Genomic DNA, 17567 nt, shown 5'->3' on the forward strand with positions numbered 1-17567 from the left:
GTAGCAAGCGCTTGGTCGCATCGGGAATGCGGGATGAGCAGGGGGAGTTCGGTGAACAAGCGATTGTGAAAGGGTCATAATGGGAGACGTGACAACGCGTAAGAGCTCGGGCTCCACCACGGCCACTCCGGCCAAGCGCCAACGCGCCGCCTCCGGGTCGGCCTCCGAGCGCCGGGACCACCTCGTCAAGCTGGCCGCGGAGATCTTCGCACGCAAGGGCTTCCAGGCCACGACCGTGCGGGAGATCGCCACCGAGGCCGGGATCCTGTCCGGGAGTCTCTACCACCACTTCGACTCCAAGGAGACGATCGTCGACGAGGTGCTCTCGACCTTCCTCGATGATCTCATCGCGCGTTACCGCGCGGCGCTCGACTCCGGCTCCGACCCGCGCACGGTGCTGTCGGAGATGGTGCGCATCGGCTTCGGCACGCTGGAGCCGCACCGCGCCGCGATCACCGTCATGCAGAACGACTGGAACTACCTGCGCCAGTTCGAGCGGTTCAACTACCTCGTCAAGGCCGAGGACGAGGTCGAGCAGATGTGGGTGGCGCAGATCAAGGCGGGCCAGGCGGCCGGGCAGTTCCGGGCCGACGTCGACCCCAAGCTGACCTACCGCATGATCCGCGACACGATCTGGGTCGCGGTCCGCTGGTTCCGCCCCGGCGGCCGGCTCAACCCGGCCGGGCTGGCCGAGCACTACATCACCGTGCTCTTCGACGGCCTGGCGACGGGCGAGCGGACCAGCCAGCGCGCATGAGCCTCGGCAAGGCGGTGCGCGAGGCACTGCGAGAGGCGGCGGATCCCGGCAAGGCCGCCGCGATGCGGGCCTACATGAAGTCCTCGATGCCGTTCCTCGGCGTCCAGGCGGTGCCGCGCCGGGCCGCGCTCCGGCAGGTGTTCGCCGACCACCGCATCGCCACGGCCCCGGAGTGGCGGCGGGCCGTGCTGGAGCTGTGGCGCGAGGCCGAATACCGCGAGGAGCGCTACGCGGCGGTCGAGCTGACCGGTCACCGCTTCTACCGGGAGTTCCAGACCCTCTACACGGTGCCGATGTACGAGGAGATGATCGTCACCGGCGCGTGGTGGGACCTGGTGGACGAGCTGGCCACCCACCGGATGAGCGGCCTGCTCGCCGCGTTCCCCGACTCGATGCGGCCGCTCATGCTGGAGTGGGCGCACGACGCCGACCTGTGGAAGCGCCGCACCGCCATCCTGTGCCAGAACCGGTTCAAGGGCCGCACCGACACCGCCCTGCTGTACGCCTGCATCGAGCCGAGCCTGTCCGACAACGACTTCTTCGCCCGCAAGGCGATCGGATGGGCGCTGCGCGAGTACGCCAAGGTCAACCCGCGCGAGGTGGTCCGCTACGTGCGGGCCAAGGGCATCTCGGGGCTGAGCCGCCGCGAGGCGCTCAAGAACGTCCCCGCCTCCTAGGCCGTCACCGGGTCCACAGGGCGTCCTGCACGGCCTGCACGAGCGCCATCAGCTCCGGTGTGACGCGTTCCTTCGACCAGGCCAGCGCGTACGTGACGCGCAGGCCCTCCGCCTCCAGCGGCACGAAGCCGACGTCGTCCCTGCGGACGCCCCTGACCAGGAGGTACGGCGTCGGCAGCAGCCCGGCGCCGGCGGCCACCAGGTCGAGCGCGGCGGCGAAGTCGTCGTCGGCCACGAGGCGTGGCCGGCCCGGCAGCCCCGGCCACGGCCGGCCGCCGGGCGCGAGCAGCACCTGGCCCGCCAGGTCGGCCGCGACGGCGCGGGCCCGGCCGGCCAGGGGATGCCCGGCGGGGACGGCCAGGTGGTCCACCGAGACGTGGAACCTGGCGGCGGTGACGAACCCGGCCGGCGCCGGGGTCGCCAGGATCGCCGCCGACACCTCCCCCCGTTCCAGCGCCGCCGACGCCGCGCTCCGCCCGGCCACCATGAGCTCCACGCCGATCGCGGGCGTGCGCCCGGCCAGCCGCCGGGCGACCCGCGCCGCGAGCGTGCCGACGAGTGGTGGATAAGCCAGGTGAATGGTCGGGCGGGACAGCCGGGCCGCCTCCGCCGAGAACGCCGCCGCCGCCTCCAGCGCCCGCTCGGCGTACGGCAGCAGCGCCCTGCCGCCGGCTGTGAGCGTGACGGCGCGGGCCGTCCGCTCGAACAGCCTGATCCCCGAGGCCCGCTCCAGCCTGGTGATCGCCTGGCTCATCGCCGGCTGCGACATCCCCAGGTCGGCCGCGGCGCGGGAGAAGCTGCGCCGCGCCGCCACCCTGGTGAAGCACTGGAGCTCACGCAGCATAAGCGTCACGAATAGATGATGCACCAGGTCGCGCGGGCCGGGCACGATGCCCCCGTTGATCCGCCACCTGATGTGAGGAGCCCGGCATGCCCGCCGTTCAGCCCGCCTTTCCCCGTTCCACCGTGCTCGGATACCCGCGGATCGGCCCGCGCAGGGAGCTGAAACGCGCCCTGGAGGCGTACTGGGACGGCCGCTCCGGCCGTGCGGAGCTCGACCGGGTGGGCGCCGAGCTGCGGGAGCGGACCTGGCGACGGCTGGCCGAGCTGGGGCTGGAGGGGCTGCCGTCCAACACCTTCTCGCTGTACGACCACGTGCTGGACACGGCGGTGCTGCTCGGCGCGGTGCCGGAACGTTACCGGGCGGCGGAGGACCCGTACTTCGCCATGGCCCGGGGCACGCAGGGGCTCGCCCCGCTGCGGATGACCAAGTGGTTCGACACGAACTACCACTACATCGTGCCGGAGGTGGGGCCCGAGACGGTGTTCGCGCTGGACGCGACCAAGCCGCTGGCGGAGCTGCGGCAGGCGCGGGCGCTGGGGTTCGAGACGCGGCCCGTCGTGCTGGGACCGGTGACGTTCCTGCTGCTGTCGGAGCGGGGCGCGGCGGCGCTGGACCGGCTCGACGACGTGCTGGGCTGCTACGAGGAACTGCTCGGCGTGCTGGCCGCGGAGGGCGTGGCATGGGTGCAGCTCGACGAGCCGGCGCTGGTGGCCGACCGGACGCCCGGGGAGCTGGCCGCGGTGCGGCGCGCCTACCAGCGGCTGGGGGCGGTGGCGGCGCGGCCGGGACTGTTCGTCGCGGCGGCCTACGGCGACCTCGGCGAGGCGCTGCCGGTGCTGGCGGCGACCCCGGTGGAGGCGATCGGCCTGGACCTGGTGCGCGGCGGCCTCGACGGGCTCGCCGCCCTGGCGGACGGCCTGCAGGCGAGGTCCGCCCCGGCGAAGGCCGGGCCGCTCGCCGGGAAGACCGTGGTGGCGGGGGTGGTCTCCGGGCGTGATGTGTGGCGGACGGAGCCGGGGCGGGCCGCGTACGCGCTGCGGGTGGTGCGCGAGCACGCCGGCGACGTGGCGGTGGGCACCTCGTGCTCGCTGCTGCACGTCCCCTACGACCTGGCGGCCGAGCCGGACCTCGACCCGGGGCTGCGGGCGCGGCTGGCTTTCGCCGAGCAGAAGGTCGCCGAGGTCGTCGAGCTGGCCCGCGCCGCCCCGGAAGGCGAGGCCGCCGCTCCCGCGCCTTCGGCTCCGGCCGCCCCGGTGGCGGCCGGGGAGCGCGGTCCGTACGAGGTGCGGGCGGCGGCGCAGGCCGGGCGGCTGCGGCTGCCGCCGCTGCCGACCACCACGATCGGGTCGTTCCCGCAGACCGGCGAGCTGCGCGCGGCCCGCGCGGCGCTGGCGGCGGGCACGCTGTCGCGGGACGTGTACGAGGAGCAGGTGCGGGCCGAGATCGAACGGGCGATCCGCACCCAGGAGCGGCTCGGCCTGGACGTGCTCGTGCACGGCGAGCCGGAGCGCAACGACATGGTGCAGTACTTCGCCGAGCACCTGGACGGGTTCGCGGTGACCCGCAACGGCTGGGTCCAGTCGTACGGTTCGCGCTGCACCCGCCCGCCCATCCTGCACGGCGACGTGAGCCGGCCGCAGCCCGTGACGGTCCGCTGGGCCCGCTACGCGCGGTCGCTCACGGACCGGCCGGTCAAGGGCATGCTCACCGGGCCCGTCACGATCGTGGCGTGGTCGTTCGTCCGCGACGACCTGCCACTGCGCGACGTGGTGTTCCAGGTGGCGGAGGCGGTGCGGGAGGAGGTCCGCGACCTGGAGGCGGCGGGCGTGCCGATCATCCAGGTGGACGAGCCGGCGCTGCGCGAGCTGCTGCCGCTGCGGCGGGCCGGGCAGGCGGGCTACCTGGAGTGGGCCGTGGCGGCGTACCGGCGGGCCACCTCGGGCGCCGGCGACGCCACGCAGATCCACACGCACCTGTGCTATTCGGACGCCGACCAGATCCTGGCCGCGATCGACGCGCTGGACGCCGACGTCACGACGATCGAGTCGGCCCGGTCGGGCGGGCGCATCCTCGGCGCGGTCGGCGCGTTCGGGCGCGGGCTCGGGCCGGGCGTGTACGACATCCACTCGCCGCGGGTGCCGGGCGCCGGCGAGATCGAGGAGCTGCTGCGCGAGACGCTGAAGGCGCTGCCCGCCGGCCGGGTCTGGGTCAACCCGGACTGCGGGCTGAAGACGCGCACCTACGAGCAGGTGGAGGCGGCGCTGGCCGCCATGGTGACCGCCGCGCGCCGGCTGCGCGCCGAGCCGGCCGGGTAGCCAGGCGTCCTCCAATCAGCCGTGCAGCTCGGCGAACTCCTCGACGGTCATGCCGAACAGCACCTCGTCGTCCCACCGGCCGCCGCTGTAGTGGCTGCGCCGGCGGCGGCCCTCCTCCGTGAAGCCGAGCCGCCGGTGCAGCGCCAGCGAGGGCGCGTTGGAGGCGTGGACCCACGCCTCGGCCTTCTGGAAGCGGCGTTCGGCGAACATGTAGCGCAGCAGCAGCACGACGGCCTCGCCGCCGTAGCCCTGGCGGTGGTGCCGGGAGCCGAGGGAGACGCCGTAGGAGAAGGTGCCGTTGAGCCGGTCGGCCCGGTGGGCGTTGATCATGCCGAGCGGGGCGTCGTCGTCCCGGGCGGCGACGACGAGGCGCGGCTCGTCGGGGTCGGCGTCCCGGGAGGCCAGGTCGGCCGCCCACTGCCTGGCGCGTTCGGCGGAGCGGGGCGGGTGGATGCTCTCGCCGGCGCGCACGACGTCCGCCTCCTGGGAGAAGGCGTGCAGGGCGGCCCAGTCGTCCGGCTCGGCGGCGCGCAGGCGGACGCGCTCGCCTTCCCATGGAGAAGTCATGATCCGCAGCCAACCAGATCGCGGCGGCCCCGGCGAGGGGTCACCCGGTGAAGGTGCGGACCAGGTGGGCGAGGGCGGCGTCGGCGTAGGGGCGCGGGCCGGGGCCGAGGCCGTGGGCGAGGTCCTCGATGAGGGCGCAGCGGGCCAGGAAGCGGACCCGGTCGGTGACCGCGTCGTCGAGCCGGCCGGCGTAGCGGGCCAGCGTCAGCTCGTACACCTCGGGGCCGAGGTCGCGGTAGAGGCGGGCGAAGTCGCGGGCGGGGTCGGTCAGGGCGGCGTCGGTCCAGTCGACGACGCCCGTGAGCCTGCCGGTGCCGGGGTCGGCGAGCAGGTGCTCGGCGCCCAGGTCGTTGTGGCACAGGCGCGCACCGGCCGTCACCGCCGGCGCCTCCTCCGGCCCCTCCCCTCGCGGCTCCGCGAACGGGTCGGCGGGCGGGCCGGCGGCGAGGAAGTCCTCGACCAGCCGGCGGTGCTCCGGCGGGACGTGGGCGGCCACGGACTCGTACTCACGCGCGGCCTCCTCGCGCAGGTCGGCCAGGGGGTAGCGGTCGAGCGGCACCAGCTCGCCCAGCGGGGCGGGCGGGACGGCGTGCAGGGCGGTGAGGAAGGCGCCCAGCGGCTCGGCCAGCCGCCGCGGGTCGGCCACGGGGTGCCGGTGCAGCGGCCGGCCCGGCAGCCTGCGGTAGGCGATCACGCCCGCCGCCGGGTCGCTGAAGACGACCTCCGGCACGGGAAGCGGGGAGATCGGCGCGACGGCGGCCAGCACCGCCACCTCCGCCTCCGTGGCCGCGGGGTCGGGCTCCTTGGCGCACCGGACGATGAGCTCGCCGTCGACCTCGTAGGCGACGTTGTCCAGCCCCTGCCCGATCGCGGCGACGGAGCGCACCTCGCGGCCGGGCAGGTGACGCGCCAGCAGGGCGCGGACGTCAGGGGACGCGTGGGTCATCCGGACACGCTACTTCAGCGCGCCGGCCGTCAGGCCCGACTGGATCTGGCGCTGGAAGACCGTGTAGATCACCAGCATGGGCAGGATCGCCAGCGTCAGCGCGGCGAACAACGCCGACCAGTCCTGGTCGTAGCCGGCCGCCGTGGAGATGTCGGCGATGCCCTGCGGCAGCACCCACTTGTCGCGCTCCTGCAGCAGCACCAGCGGGAGCTGGTACTGGTTCCACTGGCCCAGCACGTTGAAGATCGTGACGCTGATGATGCCGGGCCGGGCCATCGGCAGCATGATCTGGAAGAACACCCGGGTGTGGGACGCCCCGTCCACGAGCGCCGCCTCGGCCACGGCCGTGGGCAGCGTGCGGAAGAACGCGGCCAGGAAGAACACGGTGAACGGCATCGAGTAGGCGATGTAGACCAGCACCAGCCCCGCGTGGGTGTTCAGCCCGATGAACGGCCCGACCAGCGGCACGTTGCCCATGTTCTGCACCACGAAGAACAACGGGGTCAGCGCCAGGTAGACGGGGAAGGCCAGCCCGGAGACGAACAGCAGGTAGAAGGCCCGGTTGCCGCGGAAAGGGTAGCGGGCGAGCACGTAGGCGGCCATCGAGCCGAGCAGCATGGTGCCGAACGTGCTGAACGCCACCACGACGACGCTGTTGAGCATGTACTGCCCGATGTGCGCCTGCTCCCAGGCGCGGGCGAAGTTGTCCCAGCGCAGCGTGGCCGGCAGCGACCAGGCGTCGCCGAAGATCTCGTCCTCGCTCTTGACCGAGGCGAGGAACGTCCACAGGATCGGCACCACGGTCAGCACCGTCCACAGCAGCAGCGCGGCGTGCGACAGGGCGCTCAGCGGGCCGAGCCGCCGCCTGCGCTCCTGCCTGGCGGCCCGGCGCGAGGTGGCCACCGCGGGCGAGGTCATCGTCGACATCAGTACTCGATCCGTTCGCGACGGGACAGCCTCAGGGACAGCACGGCGAAGCCCACGGTGAAGAAGAACATCACCACGCCCAGCGCGGAGGCGTAGCCGAAGCGGAAGTAGGTGAAGGCGTTGCGGTAGATCTCGGTCGCCATGACGGTGGTGGAGAAGTCGGGGCCGCCGTGCTGGTCGGTCATCACCCACACGATCGCGAACACGTCCAGCGCCAGGATGCCGAGGTAGACCCAGGCCACCTGGACGGTGTCCCACAGCAGCGGCAGCGTGATCCGGAAGAACAGGCTGACCCGCCCGGCCCCGTCGATCTGCGCCGCCTCGAACATGTCGCGCGGGATGGAGGCGAGCCCGGCCGAGAACAGCACCACGTAGAAGCCGACCGCCTGCCACACCATGACGCCCAGCACCGACCAGAAGGCGACGTCCGGGTCGGACAGGAACCCGACCGGCCGCAGCCCCAGCGCCATCAGCGGCCCGTTGAGCATGCCGCTGCCGTCGGGCCGGAACACCTGCTGGAACAGCACCGCGACCACGGCGACGGCCAGCACCTGCGGGAAGAAGAACACCACCCGGTAGAACCGCGATCCGGGGACCCCGGCGGCGCCCCGCCCTCCGCCACCCACGTTGAGCAGGAAGGCGAAGAACAGGGCGATGACGATCGTCAGCAGCGGCAGCAGCAGCAGGAGGGCCCCGTTGTGCGTGACCGCCTTCCAGAAGATCGAGTCGGAGAACAGCCGGACGAAGTTGTCGAACCCGATGAAGTTCGGCGTGGCGGTGACGCCGCGCCAGTCGGTCGTGGCGATGTAGAACGCCTGCGCGTACGGCGAGATCACATACACCAGGTAGAGCGTCACCGGGGCCGCCAGGAAGGCGATGATGAACAGCCCGCGGCGATACCTGTTGATCATCAGCGCCGGTACTTCTTGATCGAGGAGTCGCCCTTGATCTCGTCGGCCTTCTTCTGCAGCCGCTCCAGGTACTTCTCGGGCGTCAGGCCGCCGCTCATCAGCTCGCCGGTGGCGGCCACGGCCTCGTCGTGGAGCTGGGCGTACCAGTTGCGCCAGCGGAAGTAGACGGTGTTCTCGCCGGCGGCGGCGAGCGCCTCGGTGGCGCTCTTCGCGCCCGGTGACAGCGGCCGGCCCTCGCCCGCGCCCTTGACCACCGAGACGGTCCTGACCAGCTCGCTGAAGTCGCCGGCCGCCTTCTTCGACAGCATGGCGCGCAGGTACTCCATGCCGGCCTGCGGGTTGGCGGCCTTGGCCGGCACCAGGAACGTCTCGCCGGGGCGGGAGTGCAGGGTGCCGTACGGCAGCTTGTCGGAGGAGGTGAAGTCGGGGATGGGGAACATGCCGTACTCGAAATCGGCGGGTGTAGTCGTTTTCTGCTCGTTCTCCAGCCAGGAGCCGGACGGCAGCATGGCGACCTTGTACTTGTTCTGGGCCGTCTGGGTCTGCACGTGGTCGAGCCCGGCCGTGCCCTCCATGAGGTACTTGGCGCCGATCTCGGCCCAGGCGGCGGCCGACTGCCGCATCGGCTCGGCCGTCCAGGCGCCGTCCTCCAGGTTGTCGAGGTTGACGAGCACCTCCTTGCCACCGATCTTCGCGGCCATGGTCATCAGCGGCTCGTAGAGGTACTGCGGGTGCTTGCCGGCGTAGGTGAACGGCGCCATCTTCCCGGACTTCTTGATCGTCTCGCACAGCGCGACGAACTCGTCCCAGGTCTTGGGCACCTGCCAGCCGTTGTCACGGAAGACCTTCTGGGAGTACCAGATGCCGTGGATGTAGTTGACGTAGCCGACGACGTGGAACTTGCCGTCGTAGGTGCCGAAGTCGATGACGGCCGGGTCGAGCGTGTCGCGGACCTTGGTGCCGGGGTCGTCCCAGCTCGGCGCGTCGAGCAGCGGCCCGAGGTCCTGCAGCTGGCCGTCCTGGGCGAGGGCGCCCATGTCCATGGCGCCGGCGCCGGAGTTGTCGATGACGTCGGGCGGATTGCCGCCGGCGAAGCGCGGCTGGAGGACCTTCGTGATCTCCTTGGTGGAGTTGTGCTTGATCTCCACCTTGGGGTACTTCGTCGCGAACAGTGGCTGGTGGATGTCCTTGGCGTAGGCGTGGCCGAAGCCGCCGTCGAAGATCCAGACCTCGAGCGGCCGGTCGGCGGCCACGCCGAACGGGTTGGCCGCGCTCGTCGCGACGGGCGCGGCCGACTGCGCCGGCGCCTTGCCCGCGGGGGTGGCGCAGGCGGCGAGCGCGCCCGCCACCGGCATCAGCGCGGCGCCGCGCAGCAGCTCGCGCCGCGAGAGCCGCGGCTTGTCGGACGAAGCGCCGGGGGGGTCGAAGGGGTTCGGCATGGTCACGCCTCCTGAGTGTTCAAGCTCCACGTCTGATGCGCCCTGCGTAGCGGCTCTCCAGGGCCCTGTTGTGCTCGTCGCCGCCGGTCACGTTGGCCGACAGGTAGACGGGCGGTGTCTCGCCGAGCGCCACCAGCCCGGACACGGTCTCGGCGACCACCATCTGCGCGAGCAGCGCCGAGGTGATGGTGGAGACGGCGCCGTACGAGCCGCCGCCCGGCAGGTCGAGGATGGCGTCGCCGTACGGCGCGCCGTTGTCGAGCACGACGTCGGCCAGGTCGAGCAGCTTGCGGCCGGACGGGTGGCGCGAGGTCATCCGGGTGCTGTGACGCACCGAGGTGATCGCGATCAGGGGGTGGCCGCGGTCCTTGACCAGCGTGGCCAGCTCGACGACGGCGCCGTTCACGCCGGAGCTGGACGCGAGCACGAACACGTCCTGCGGCTCGACCGGGGCCAGCGCGTAGATCTGGTGGGCGACGGCCGGGTCGCGCTCCAGCTCCGGGGTGAGCACGCCCGGCGGATGCCCGCCGTACAGGACGAGGTCGCGGGGGGAGAGCCGGTTGCTGGGCACGAGACCGCCCGCCCGCCCCGCGATCTCCATGGCGATCGCCTCCGAGTGGCCCGAGCCGAACGCGTTGACCACGCCACCGGCGCGCAGCGAGGCGACCAGCAGGGCCGCCGCCCGCCGCACCGGCTCCGCCTGTGTCTCGGCGACGTGGTGCGCCAGCTTCAGGGCCTCGGTCGCGTACGTCATTCAGCCTCTTTCCACCCGGTGGCTCTCCACCGCGCTGATCGTGCGTTCGAAGGCTTCGTTGGTGCGCTCGTAGGTGCGCTGGGCGACGGCCACGTAGACGGCGTCCAGCACGAAGAGCTGCGAGTGGACGGCGGCCAGGCCGCCGAGCCGGAAGGTGGTCTCGCGGCTGGCCGTGGTCAGCACGAGATCGGCCAGCTCGGCCAGCGGCGAGCGGGCGAACGAGGTGACGGCGACCGTGGTGGCGCCGTGGCTGCCGGCCTCCGCCAGCGCCTCCATGACCTCGCGGGTGCGGCCCCGGTGGCTGATGCCGACCGCGACGTCGCCCGTCCCGAGCAGCGCGGCGTCCGACAGCGCGACGTGCGCGTCACCCGCGCTCCAGCCGGGGATGCCGATGCGGCGCAGCCGGCCTTCCAGCATGGTGGCCACGTTACCGCTGGTGGAGACGCCGACGAGGAGCACGCGCGAGGCGGCCACGATCGCGTCGGCCACCCGGGCGACGACGGCGGAGTCGAGCTGGGCGGCGGTGTCGTGGATGAGCCGGGTGTCGGCGGCGGCCATCACCTCGATGGCGGAGTCGAGCGGGTCGTCGGGTCCGATCTCGTGGCCGACGCCGGCGCCCCAGCCGGCCTGCGCGGCCCGGCCGGTCTCCGTGGCGAGCGCCACCCGCAGCTCGGCGTAGCCGGAGAAGCCGAATGCGCGGCAGAACCTCGTCACGGTGGCGGGCGAGCTGCCCGCGCGCTCCGCGAGGGCGATGATCGTGGACCGGGCGGCCTCGGCCGGGTCGGCGAGGATCACCTCTCCCACGCGGCGCAGCGCCTCCGGCAGGCCCGGGAGCTCGGTGCCGATCCGCCCGAGGGCTCCTGACGTCACAAATATTCCTTCCGAATCCCCGGCTATTGGGCGAAAATTATTCTTGCTTCCTGATCGCGTCAAGACCCACAATCAAAGCCGTGACTGAGTCGTTGGCGGTGTCGCCGGCTGGACCGCCCGCGGGGACGTTCGTGGTCGGGGTGGACGCCGGCGCGACCTCCACCCGGGTCGCGGTGCACGCGCTCGACGGGACGCGCGTCGGCTACGCCACGGCCGGGGCGGGCAACCCGAGCGCCCACGGCCTGGCCAGGGCGGTGGAGGCGATCGGCGCCGCCCTGGAGGGGGCGCTGCGCGGCGTGGACGCCTCGCGCGTGGTGGCGTCCCTGGCGGGCGTGGCGGGCCGGATCGACGCGCTGGAGCCGGAGCTGGCCAAGGTGTGGGCGGGGCTGGGCGTCACCGAAGGGCCGCGGGTGGCCGGCGACGTGGCCATCGCGTACGTGGCGGGCACGCCGGAGCCGTCGGGGTCGCTGCTGCTGTCGGGCACCGGCGCGGTGGCGGCCCGGATCGAGGACCACGAGCTGGTCACGCTCGCCGACGGGCTGGGCTGGCTGCTGGGCGACGCCGGCTCGGGCTTCTGGATCGGCCGTGCCGCCGCCCGCGCGGTCGTCGCGACGCTGGACCGCGGCTCGCGCGACGGCCTGCTGGTGCGGCTGGTGGCCGCGGACTTCCTCGGCGCCGGGTCCCCTGGCGAGGCGGGCGCGGAGGCCGGCGTGGCGTGGGGCACCTCGCCGCGCGCCGACGCCGACCGGATCGTCCGGCTCGCGCAGGCCGACCACATGCGGCTGGCCGCGCTGTCCCGGCTGGTCAGCCGGGCCGCCGCCGAGGGCGACCCGATGGCCGTGCGGATCGTCGGCGAGGCGGCCGGGCACCTGGTCTCCACGGTGCTGCGGGTGCATCTGTCGGGCCCGGTGGTGCTGGCGGGCAGCGTGCTGACCAACGAGGGGCCGGTCAGGGACGCGGTGCGCGAGCTGCTGGCGCGTGCGGACCCGATCGACGCCCGGCGGGCCGGGAGCGTGGCCACGGCCCGCGACGCGGCGGGGGCGGCCGCCTGGCTGGCGGCCCGCACCGGCGGGCTGCTGTCACCGGATCGGGCCCGCGAGCTGCACCCCGTCTTCACCCGGCCCCCGGCCGACCCCTCGATCCGGCGCTAGGACACGAGGATGGCGGCGCTGCCGTAACTGCCGCCGAAGCCGGTCACCAGCGCGGCCTCCCGGCCGCCGCGCAGCTCCCGTACGGCCTGGACCACGTTGTTGAGGCCGTGCACGTACCCCTCCGACAGCAGCCCGCCGTGCGGGTTCACCCAGGCGTGCCGCCGCTCCAGCAGGTACGGGCCGAGGTCGCCCCGCGCGACGAACCCGAAGTCCTCCAGTTGCCTGGGCACCAGCCACGAGTAGGCGTCGTAGGGCAGGGCCACGTCCACGTCCGCCGGCCGCAGGCCGGAGACCTCCCACAGCCGGGGCGCCACGTACGCGGAGAAGGTCGCCGTGACGTCGGGCGCCCGGTCCATCGCCGAGCACCCCGGCCCGCCCCCGCGCACCACCGCGCGCACGCGCGGCCCGTCCAGCACCCCGCTGACCAGCAGCGCGCACGCGCCGTCGCTCTCCTGGCAGCAGTCGGCGGTGCGCAGCGGCGTGCACACGTACGGCTTGGCCAGGTAGGCGGCCAGGTCCAGCGGGCCGGCGCGCAGGGCGCGGGGGTTCGCCCCGGCGTTGGCGCGCGACTGGGCGACCACGGCGTGCAGGTGTTCCTCGGTGAGCCCGGTGTCGTGCAGGTAGCGGGTGGCGGCCAGGGCGAACAGCGGGATCGGCCCGGCCATCCCGTAGGTGAACCGCTCCTGCTCGCCCGTCGAGACGGTGTTCATCCGGCGGCCGGAGCGGCCGTTGAGGGCGCGGAAGACGAGGACGTGCCGGGCCAGCCCGGCGTGGACGAGCATGGCGGCGTCGCCCAGGACGGAGGCCGCCTGGGTGCCGCCGCCGGCGATGTCGTTGTGCCAGCCGAGCCGTTCGACGCCCAGCGCGCGGGCGACCCGGGTGACCGGGACGGAGTCGTTCAGGTGGTAGCTGAGCAGCGCGTCCACCTCGCCGGGTGCGACGCCCGCGTCGGCGCAGGCCGCCCGGCACGCCTCGACGGCGAGGTCGAGCACGGTGCGGCCGGAGGCGCGGGTGAGCGCGGTCATCCCCACCCCCGCCACGGCCGCCCGCCCGGCGAACGGCTGCACGGCGACCTCCCGGCTCGGCGCCCTTGCGAGGTGTCCCGACCGTCCGGCTCCCCGCCCGGCTCCATGAGGACCCACCACGAGGTCCGCGAGGCGCGGGTGAGCGCGAGTCGCCCGCCGGGGCGGGGCGCGATCCATCCCGGCGGGCGACGTCCGCGGTGCCTGCCCGCCACGCTAACGCGCCGGCGAGATCAAGACAAGCGCTTGCTCGGGACAGGACCTCCCGGGCCCTCGGTGCTGGATAGCGCTATTATCCACGGATGCGCATCTCGGAGCTGAGCGACCGTTCGGGCGTCGCCCTCGCGACGATCAAGTACTACCTGCGCGAGGGCCTGCTCCACCAGGGCGAGCAGGTCGCCGCGACCCGCGCCGTCTACGACGACTCCCACCTGCGCAGGCTCCGCCTCATCCGGGCGCTGCTGGAGATCGGCAGACTTCCGGTCGCCGCCATCAAGCAGGTCATCGACGCGGTCGAGGACGAGTCGCTCCCCGTCCACCAGATGCTCGGCACCGCCCAGTACGCGCTCGGCCCGGCCGTCGAACCCGAGCCCTCGGACGACTGGCAGGCCGCCCGCGCCGAGGCCGACCGCCTCATCGACGAGCGGGGCTGGACCATCGCCCCGGACGCCCCGACCAGGAACGAGCTGGCCCAGACGCTCCTCACCCTGCGCCGGCTCGGCATGCCCACCGACCTGAGCCGCTACGCCGAGACGGCCGGCGGGCTCGCCGCCGCCGAGCTGGAGTCCCTCCGGCTCGACGGGCCCCGGGAGAGCGCCGTCGAGGCGGTGGTGCTCGGCACGGTCCTGTACGGCCGGGCCTTCGACGCGCTGCGCCGCCTCGCCCACGAGTCGGAGTCGGCCCGCCGGCTCGCCGGAGAGGATCAACCGCCGGCCGCCGGGTAGAGGCCGCCGCATGTTCGAGTACTTCGCGGAGGACAGGATCGACGTCGGCGAGGCGGAGCTGTACGTCCGGCACGGCGGGACGGGCACCCCGGTGCTGCTGCTGCACGGCCACCCGAGGACGCACGCCACCTGGCACAAGGTCGCCGCCCTGCTGGCGCCGCACCACACGGTCGTCTGCCCCGACCTGCGCGGCTACGGCCGATCCTCCAAGCCGCCCACCACCCCCGACCACTCCCCCTACTCCAAGCGGGCCATGGCGCGCGACATGCTGGCCCTCATGCGCGCCCTCGGCCACGAGCGGTTCGCCGTCGCCGGGCACGACCGCGGCGCGTACGTCGCCCACCGGCTGGCCATGGACCACCCCGAGGCGGTGACCCACCTGGTGCAGCTCGACTCGGTCCCGCTGGGCGAGGCGCTGGCCCGCTGCGACGCGAAGTTCGCCACCGCGTGGTGGCACTGGTGGTTCCTCGGCCAGACCGCCAAGCCCGCCGAACGGGTCATCGACGCCGACCCTGACGCCTGGTACCAGGTCGACGCCTCGGCGATGGGCGAGGAGGCGTACGCGGACCTGCGCCGCGCCCTGCACGACCCCGCGACCGTGCACGCCATGTGCGAGGACTACCGCGCCGGACTGGGCGTGGACCGCGCCGCCGACGACGCCGACCGCGCGGCGGGGCGGCGGCTGCGCTGCCCGCTGCTCCTCCTGTGGGCCACCAAGGACGACATGGAGGACCTGTACGGCGATCCGCGCGAGGTGTGGGCCGCCTGGGCCGACGACGTGCGCGGCCGCCCGATCGACAGCGGCCACCACATGGCGGAGGAGGCCCCGGCGGAGCTGGCGGCGGCGATCAGGGACTTCGCCGCCTCCTGACCGCCGGGCCGGCGCCGTCAGTCGCGGACCGCGACGGGGCGTTTCAGCAGCCAGAGGGCCGCGCGCTGGAGCAGCGTCCGGTGGATCTCGTTGTCGTAGGAGCGCGTGTCGTGGCCGAGCGCGTCGTAGAGGACCCGGCCGCGCCGTACCGGGCGGGCCCAGACGAGGGGCTGGCCGCCGGACGAGGCGAGGGGGCGCACGTCGGGCAGCACCTCCAGGTCGCTGTAGACCTCGTCGACCACGTCGAAGTCGCGCAGCCCCTCCACGACCGGGTGGCCGCCGTGCACGCGCACCCCGGTCCAGCCGAGCGGCGGGTGGTGCGACTTCGGCCAGGTCCAGCAGCCGCCCAGCACGCGGGGCCAGCCCTGCCAGTCGTCGAAGCAGATCGAGGCGGCGTGCATGCCCAGCAGCCCGCCGCCCCGGTCGAGATGGTCGAGCAGCGTGGCGCGGGCCTCGGCGGGCAGCTCGAAACGCCACCGCCCGCGCAGGTCGGCGAACCGGTCGAGGTCCATCCGCCAGCGCAGCGCGTTGACCGTGATGAGCTGCACCTCCGGCGGTTCGCTCAGCGCTCCGGCGATGTCCTCGGTGATCTCCGACTCGATCCCCACCTCCGCCAGCACCTCGGCGAGGGCGGCCGAGGTCGCGTCGAAGTCGTGGAACGGGCCTCCTGACAGGATCAGATTTCTCGCCATCAGCCAAGACCATCACGCCCTCCCCCGGCGGCGCCACCCCGCCCTCCGCATCCGCCCGTCACCTCCGGTCGCCGGCGCGGCTCGCCGCCGGACCGTTCGGGTCGCGTACATGACCAGGCCGCGCGGCGCGGACAACAGCCGGGCCCGGCTGCGGCTGGACCGGCGACCCCGCCATGCCGCCATGCTCCCGGGAGAGGGATGATCCGAGCGTGGACTTCGAAGAACACCGGCCGACGTTGCTCGGGCTCGCCTACCGGCTGCTGGGCAGCATGTGGGACGCCGAGGACGTCGTCCAGGAGGCATGGCTGCGCTGGCAGACGACCGACCACGACGAGATCAGGGACCCGCGGGCGTTCCTGGTGACGGTCGTGTCACGGCTGGCGATCGACCAGCTCCGCTCGGCCCGGGTCAAGCGTGAGGCCTACACCGGGTCATGGCTGCCCGAGCCGGTCCTGACGGCCGACGCGGGGCCGCTCGACACGGCCGAGCTGCGCGACACGGTGTCGTACGCGACCCTGCACCTGATGGAGCGGCTGTCGCCGCCGGAGCGGGCGGTGTTCGTGCTGCGGGAGGCGTTCGAGTTCCCGTACGACGAGATCGCCCGCGTCGTCGGGGTGTCCGTCGCCAACGCCCGCCAGCTGCACCGGCGCGCCGCCCTGCGGCTGGCCGACGGCCGCGACAGGTTCCAGCCGACCGGGGAGGAGCACGCCAGGCTGCTGGAGAGGTTCATCGAGGCGGCGGGAGGCGGCGACCTCGGCGCGCTGGCGGAGATCCTGCACGAGGACGTCGTCATCTGGAGCGACGGCGGGGGCAAGGTGCGGGCGGCGCTCCGGCCGATCCTGGGCCGGCGCAAGGCGGTGGCGTTCATCGGCGGAGTCACCCCGGACGGCGCCGAGGGCGTCGTCGCCGACGTCAACGGCCTGCCCGCGGTGTGGAGCGTCGCCGGCGGCCACCCGCAGCTCGTCGCGTTCGCGGTCCGCGACGGCCGCATCGGTGAGATCTTCATCATCCGCAACCCGGACAAGCTGCGGCGGGTGGCGCCGGCGGACCTATAGTCGCCTCATGGATCTCGGCATCACGGGCAAGGTCGCACTGGTCACCGGCGGCAGCGCGGGCATCGGCCTGGCCGCCGCCAAGAGCCTGGCACGGGAGGGGTGTGACGTGTGCGTGAGCGCGCGCGACCCCGAACGGCTGGCCGACGCGGTGGTCGAGCTGCAGGAGTACGGCGGCGTCGTGCACGCCGTGCTGGCCGACGTGGAGGACCCGGAGGCGGCGGCGCGGGTGGCCGCCGAGACGCGCGAGGTGCTGGGGCCCGTCGACATCCTGGTGGCCAACGCGGGCGGGCCGCCCGCCGGCCGGTTCGTCGACATGGGGGCGGCCGAGTGGGACGTGGCCGTCCAGCGCAACCTGCTGGGCACCGTCCGGCTGATCCACGCCGTGCTGCCGGAGATGCGCTCGCGCGGGTGGGGCCGCATCGTCACGGTCACCAGCAGGTCGGCGCGCGAGGTGCTCGACGGCCTGGCCCTGTCCAACGCCACGCGTCCGGCCGTCGCCGGGATCGTGCGCACGCTGGCCCGCGAGGTCGGGGGTGACGGCGTGCTCGTCACCAACGTGATGCCGGGGCCGATCGACACCGGCCGGCTGCGCGAGCTGGCGGGCGGCGAGGACGGGCTGGCCTCGCGCGGCGCCCGGGTGCCCGTCGGCCGGGTCGGGCGGCCGGAGGAGGTCGGCGACGTGGTCGCGTTCCTGGCCAGCGAGCGGGCCTCGTTCGTGAACGGGGTGTCGCTGCTGGTCGACGGCGGCGAGGCGCACGTCGTCGCCTAGCGACCGGGCAGGGGGCACCGCGGCGGCCCGAAGACCTCGCGGCGCATGACATGCTT

The 17567-nt window shown here is 73.8% G+C and carries 18 protein-coding genes; 8 read left to right on the forward strand and 10 right to left on the reverse strand.

Translation table 11 applies throughout. From position 1 onward, the window contains the following. Positions 1-79 precede the first annotated feature (79 nt). Positions 80-757 carry a TetR/AcrR family transcriptional regulator gene (locus CXR44_RS26570; RefSeq protein WP_397024302.1) on the forward strand — a complete coding sequence of 226 codons (678 nt, stop codon included), beginning with the start codon at positions 80-82 and terminating at the stop codon, positions 755-757. Next, entirely contained in the window at positions 754-1434 is a 681-nt protein-coding gene (locus CXR44_RS26575; protein ID WP_101788837.1) for a DNA alkylation repair protein, read from the forward strand. Before CXR44_RS26570 ends, CXR44_RS26575 begins: the two co-directional genes overlap by 4 nt. 4 nt (positions 1435-1438) lie before the next feature. Here the strand turns inward: CXR44_RS26575 and CXR44_RS26580 are convergent, their stop codons facing one another. After that, positions 1439-2278 (reverse strand): LysR family transcriptional regulator, encoded by an 840-nt coding sequence (locus CXR44_RS26580; RefSeq protein WP_101788838.1) that lies wholly within the window; start codon positions 2276-2278, stop codon positions 1439-1441. Between the two features lie 86 nt (positions 2279-2364). On the opposite strand from CXR44_RS26580, the gene metE reads away from it, so the two are divergent. Then, positions 2365-4593 carry a 5-methyltetrahydropteroyltriglutamate--homocysteine S-methyltransferase gene (gene metE / locus CXR44_RS26585; RefSeq protein ID WP_101788839.1) on the forward strand — a complete coding sequence of 743 codons (2229 nt, stop codon included), beginning with the start codon at positions 2365-2367 and terminating at the stop codon, positions 4591-4593. A gap of 15 nt (positions 4594-4608) precedes the next feature. On the opposite strand, the gene CXR44_RS26590 is transcribed toward metE, so the two are convergent. From CXR44_RS26590 to CXR44_RS26620, 7 genes are read right to left on the reverse strand one after another with little or no spacing between them, the layout of a single operon-like run. Beyond that, positions 4609-5160, reverse strand: a complete 552-nt coding sequence (locus tag CXR44_RS26590; protein ID WP_101788840.1) for a GNAT family N-acetyltransferase — start codon at positions 5158-5160, stop codon at positions 4609-4611. A 40-nt stretch (positions 5161-5200) separates the two neighbouring features. Next, positions 5201-6106: a phosphotransferase family protein gene (locus CXR44_RS26595; RefSeq protein WP_101788841.1), complete on the reverse strand. Its 906-nt coding sequence runs from the start codon at positions 6104-6106 to the stop codon at positions 5201-5203. A gap of 9 nt (positions 6107-6115) precedes the next feature. Further along, complete coding sequence (locus CXR44_RS26600; RefSeq protein WP_180903710.1) at positions 6116-7033, reverse strand: carbohydrate ABC transporter permease; 918 nt, start codon at positions 7031-7033, stop codon at positions 6116-6118. Further along, on the reverse strand, positions 7033-7944 hold the full coding sequence (locus CXR44_RS26605; RefSeq protein WP_180903711.1) for a carbohydrate ABC transporter permease: 912 nt from the start codon (positions 7942-7944) through the stop codon (positions 7033-7035). The genes CXR44_RS26600 and CXR44_RS26605 overlap by 1 nt, the downstream gene beginning before the upstream one ends. After that, complete coding sequence (ngcE, locus tag CXR44_RS26610; protein WP_101788842.1) at positions 7944-9383, reverse strand: N-acetylglucosamine/diacetylchitobiose ABC transporter substrate-binding protein; 1440 nt, start codon at positions 9381-9383, stop codon at positions 7944-7946. Before ngcE ends, CXR44_RS26605 begins: the two co-directional genes overlap by 1 nt. A 19-nt stretch (positions 9384-9402) precedes the next feature. Continuing rightward, a complete protein-coding gene (locus CXR44_RS26615; RefSeq protein WP_101788843.1) occupies positions 9403-10137 on the reverse strand; it encodes a sugar isomerase domain-containing protein in 735 nt (244 codons plus the stop codon). Beyond that, entirely contained in the window at positions 10138-11007 is an 870-nt protein-coding gene (locus CXR44_RS26620) for a MurR/RpiR family transcriptional regulator (RefSeq protein WP_101788844.1), read from the reverse strand. 80 nt (positions 11008-11087) lie between these two features. On the opposite strand from CXR44_RS26620, the gene CXR44_RS26625 reads away from it, so the two are divergent. Beyond that, entirely contained in the window at positions 11088-12158 is a 1071-nt protein-coding gene (locus CXR44_RS26625; protein WP_219601998.1) for an N-acetylglucosamine kinase, read from the forward strand. Here CXR44_RS26625 and CXR44_RS26630 read toward each other — a convergent pair. Continuing rightward, positions 12155-13183, reverse strand: coding sequence for a thiolase C-terminal domain-containing protein (locus CXR44_RS26630; protein WP_101788943.1), 1029 nt, complete (start codon positions 13181-13183; stop codon positions 12155-12157). The genes CXR44_RS26625 and CXR44_RS26630 overlap by 4 nt on opposite strands. 299 nt (positions 13184-13482) lie before the next feature. On the opposite strand from CXR44_RS26630, the gene CXR44_RS26635 reads away from it, so the two are divergent. Both CXR44_RS26635 and CXR44_RS26640 read left to right on the forward strand, forming a co-directional pair. Continuing rightward, positions 13483-14124, forward strand: a complete 642-nt coding sequence (locus CXR44_RS26635) for a MerR family transcriptional regulator (protein ID WP_101788846.1) — start codon at positions 13483-13485, stop codon at positions 14122-14124. A gap of 10 nt (positions 14125-14134) precedes the next feature. Beyond that, positions 14135-14995, forward strand: a complete 861-nt coding sequence (locus tag CXR44_RS26640) for an alpha/beta fold hydrolase (RefSeq protein ID WP_101788847.1) — start codon at positions 14135-14137, stop codon at positions 14993-14995. Positions 14996-15012: 17 nt separating this feature from the next. Here CXR44_RS26640 and CXR44_RS26645 read toward each other — a convergent pair whose 3' ends face one another. Next, complete coding sequence (locus CXR44_RS26645) at positions 15013-15687, reverse strand: ThuA domain-containing protein (RefSeq protein ID WP_101788848.1); 675 nt, start codon at positions 15685-15687, stop codon at positions 15013-15015. Between the two features lie 209 nt (positions 15688-15896). On the opposite strand from CXR44_RS26645, the gene CXR44_RS26650 reads away from it, so the two are divergent. After that, complete coding sequence (locus CXR44_RS26650) at positions 15897-16742, forward strand: RNA polymerase sigma-70 factor (RefSeq protein ID WP_245899420.1); 846 nt, start codon at positions 15897-15899, stop codon at positions 16740-16742. Positions 16743-16749: 7 nt separating this feature from the next. Next, entirely contained in the window at positions 16750-17511 is a 762-nt protein-coding gene (locus tag CXR44_RS26655) for an SDR family NAD(P)-dependent oxidoreductase (RefSeq protein ID WP_101788850.1), read from the forward strand. Positions 17512-17567 lie beyond the last annotated feature (56 nt).

The sequence above is a fragment of the Nonomuraea indica genome, from assembly GCF_002850745.1.
Lineage (GTDB): Bacteria > Actinomycetota > Actinomycetes > Streptosporangiales > Streptosporangiaceae > Nonomuraea > Nonomuraea indica.

Coding starts and splice junctions, on each gene's coding strand:
- CXR44_RS26570 (WP_397024302.1), top strand. CDS start 80: ATGGGAGACGTGACAACGCGTAAGAGCTCGGGCTCCACCACGGCCACT.
- CXR44_RS26575 (WP_101788837.1), top strand. CDS start 754: ATGAGCCTCGGCAAGGCGGTGCGCGAGGCACTGCGAGAGGCGGCGGAT.
- CXR44_RS26580 (WP_101788838.1), bottom strand. CDS start 2,278: ATGCTGCGTGAGCTCCAGTGCTTCACCAGGGTGGCGGCGCGGCGCAGC.
- metE (WP_101788839.1), top strand. CDS start 2,365: ATGCCCGCCGTTCAGCCCGCCTTTCCCCGTTCCACCGTGCTCGGATAC.
- CXR44_RS26590 (WP_101788840.1), bottom strand. CDS start 5,160: ATGACTTCTCCATGGGAAGGCGAGCGCGTCCGCCTGCGCGCCGCCGAG.
- CXR44_RS26595 (WP_101788841.1), bottom strand. CDS start 6,106: ATGACCCACGCGTCCCCTGACGTCCGCGCCCTGCTGGCGCGTCACCTG.
- CXR44_RS26600 (WP_180903710.1), bottom strand. CDS start 7,033: ATGTCGACGATGACCTCGCCCGCGGTGGCCACCTCGCGCCGGGCCGCC.
- CXR44_RS26605 (WP_180903711.1), bottom strand. CDS start 7,944: ATGATCAACAGGTATCGCCGCGGGCTGTTCATCATCGCCTTCCTGGCG.
- ngcE (WP_101788842.1), bottom strand. CDS start 9,383: ATGCCGAACCCCTTCGACCCCCCCGGCGCTTCGTCCGACAAGCCGCGG.
- CXR44_RS26615 (WP_101788843.1), bottom strand. CDS start 10,137: ATGACGTACGCGACCGAGGCCCTGAAGCTGGCGCACCACGTCGCCGAG.
- CXR44_RS26630 (WP_101788943.1), bottom strand. CDS start 13,183: ATGACCGCGCTCACCCGCGCCTCCGGCCGCACCGTGCTCGACCTCGCC.
- CXR44_RS26635 (WP_101788846.1), top strand. CDS start 13,483: ATGCGCATCTCGGAGCTGAGCGACCGTTCGGGCGTCGCCCTCGCGACG.
- CXR44_RS26640 (WP_101788847.1), top strand. CDS start 14,135: ATGTTCGAGTACTTCGCGGAGGACAGGATCGACGTCGGCGAGGCGGAG.
- CXR44_RS26645 (WP_101788848.1), bottom strand. CDS start 15,687: ATGGCGAGAAATCTGATCCTGTCAGGAGGCCCGTTCCACGACTTCGAC.
- CXR44_RS26655 (WP_101788850.1), top strand. CDS start 16,750: ATGGATCTCGGCATCACGGGCAAGGTCGCACTGGTCACCGGCGGCAGC.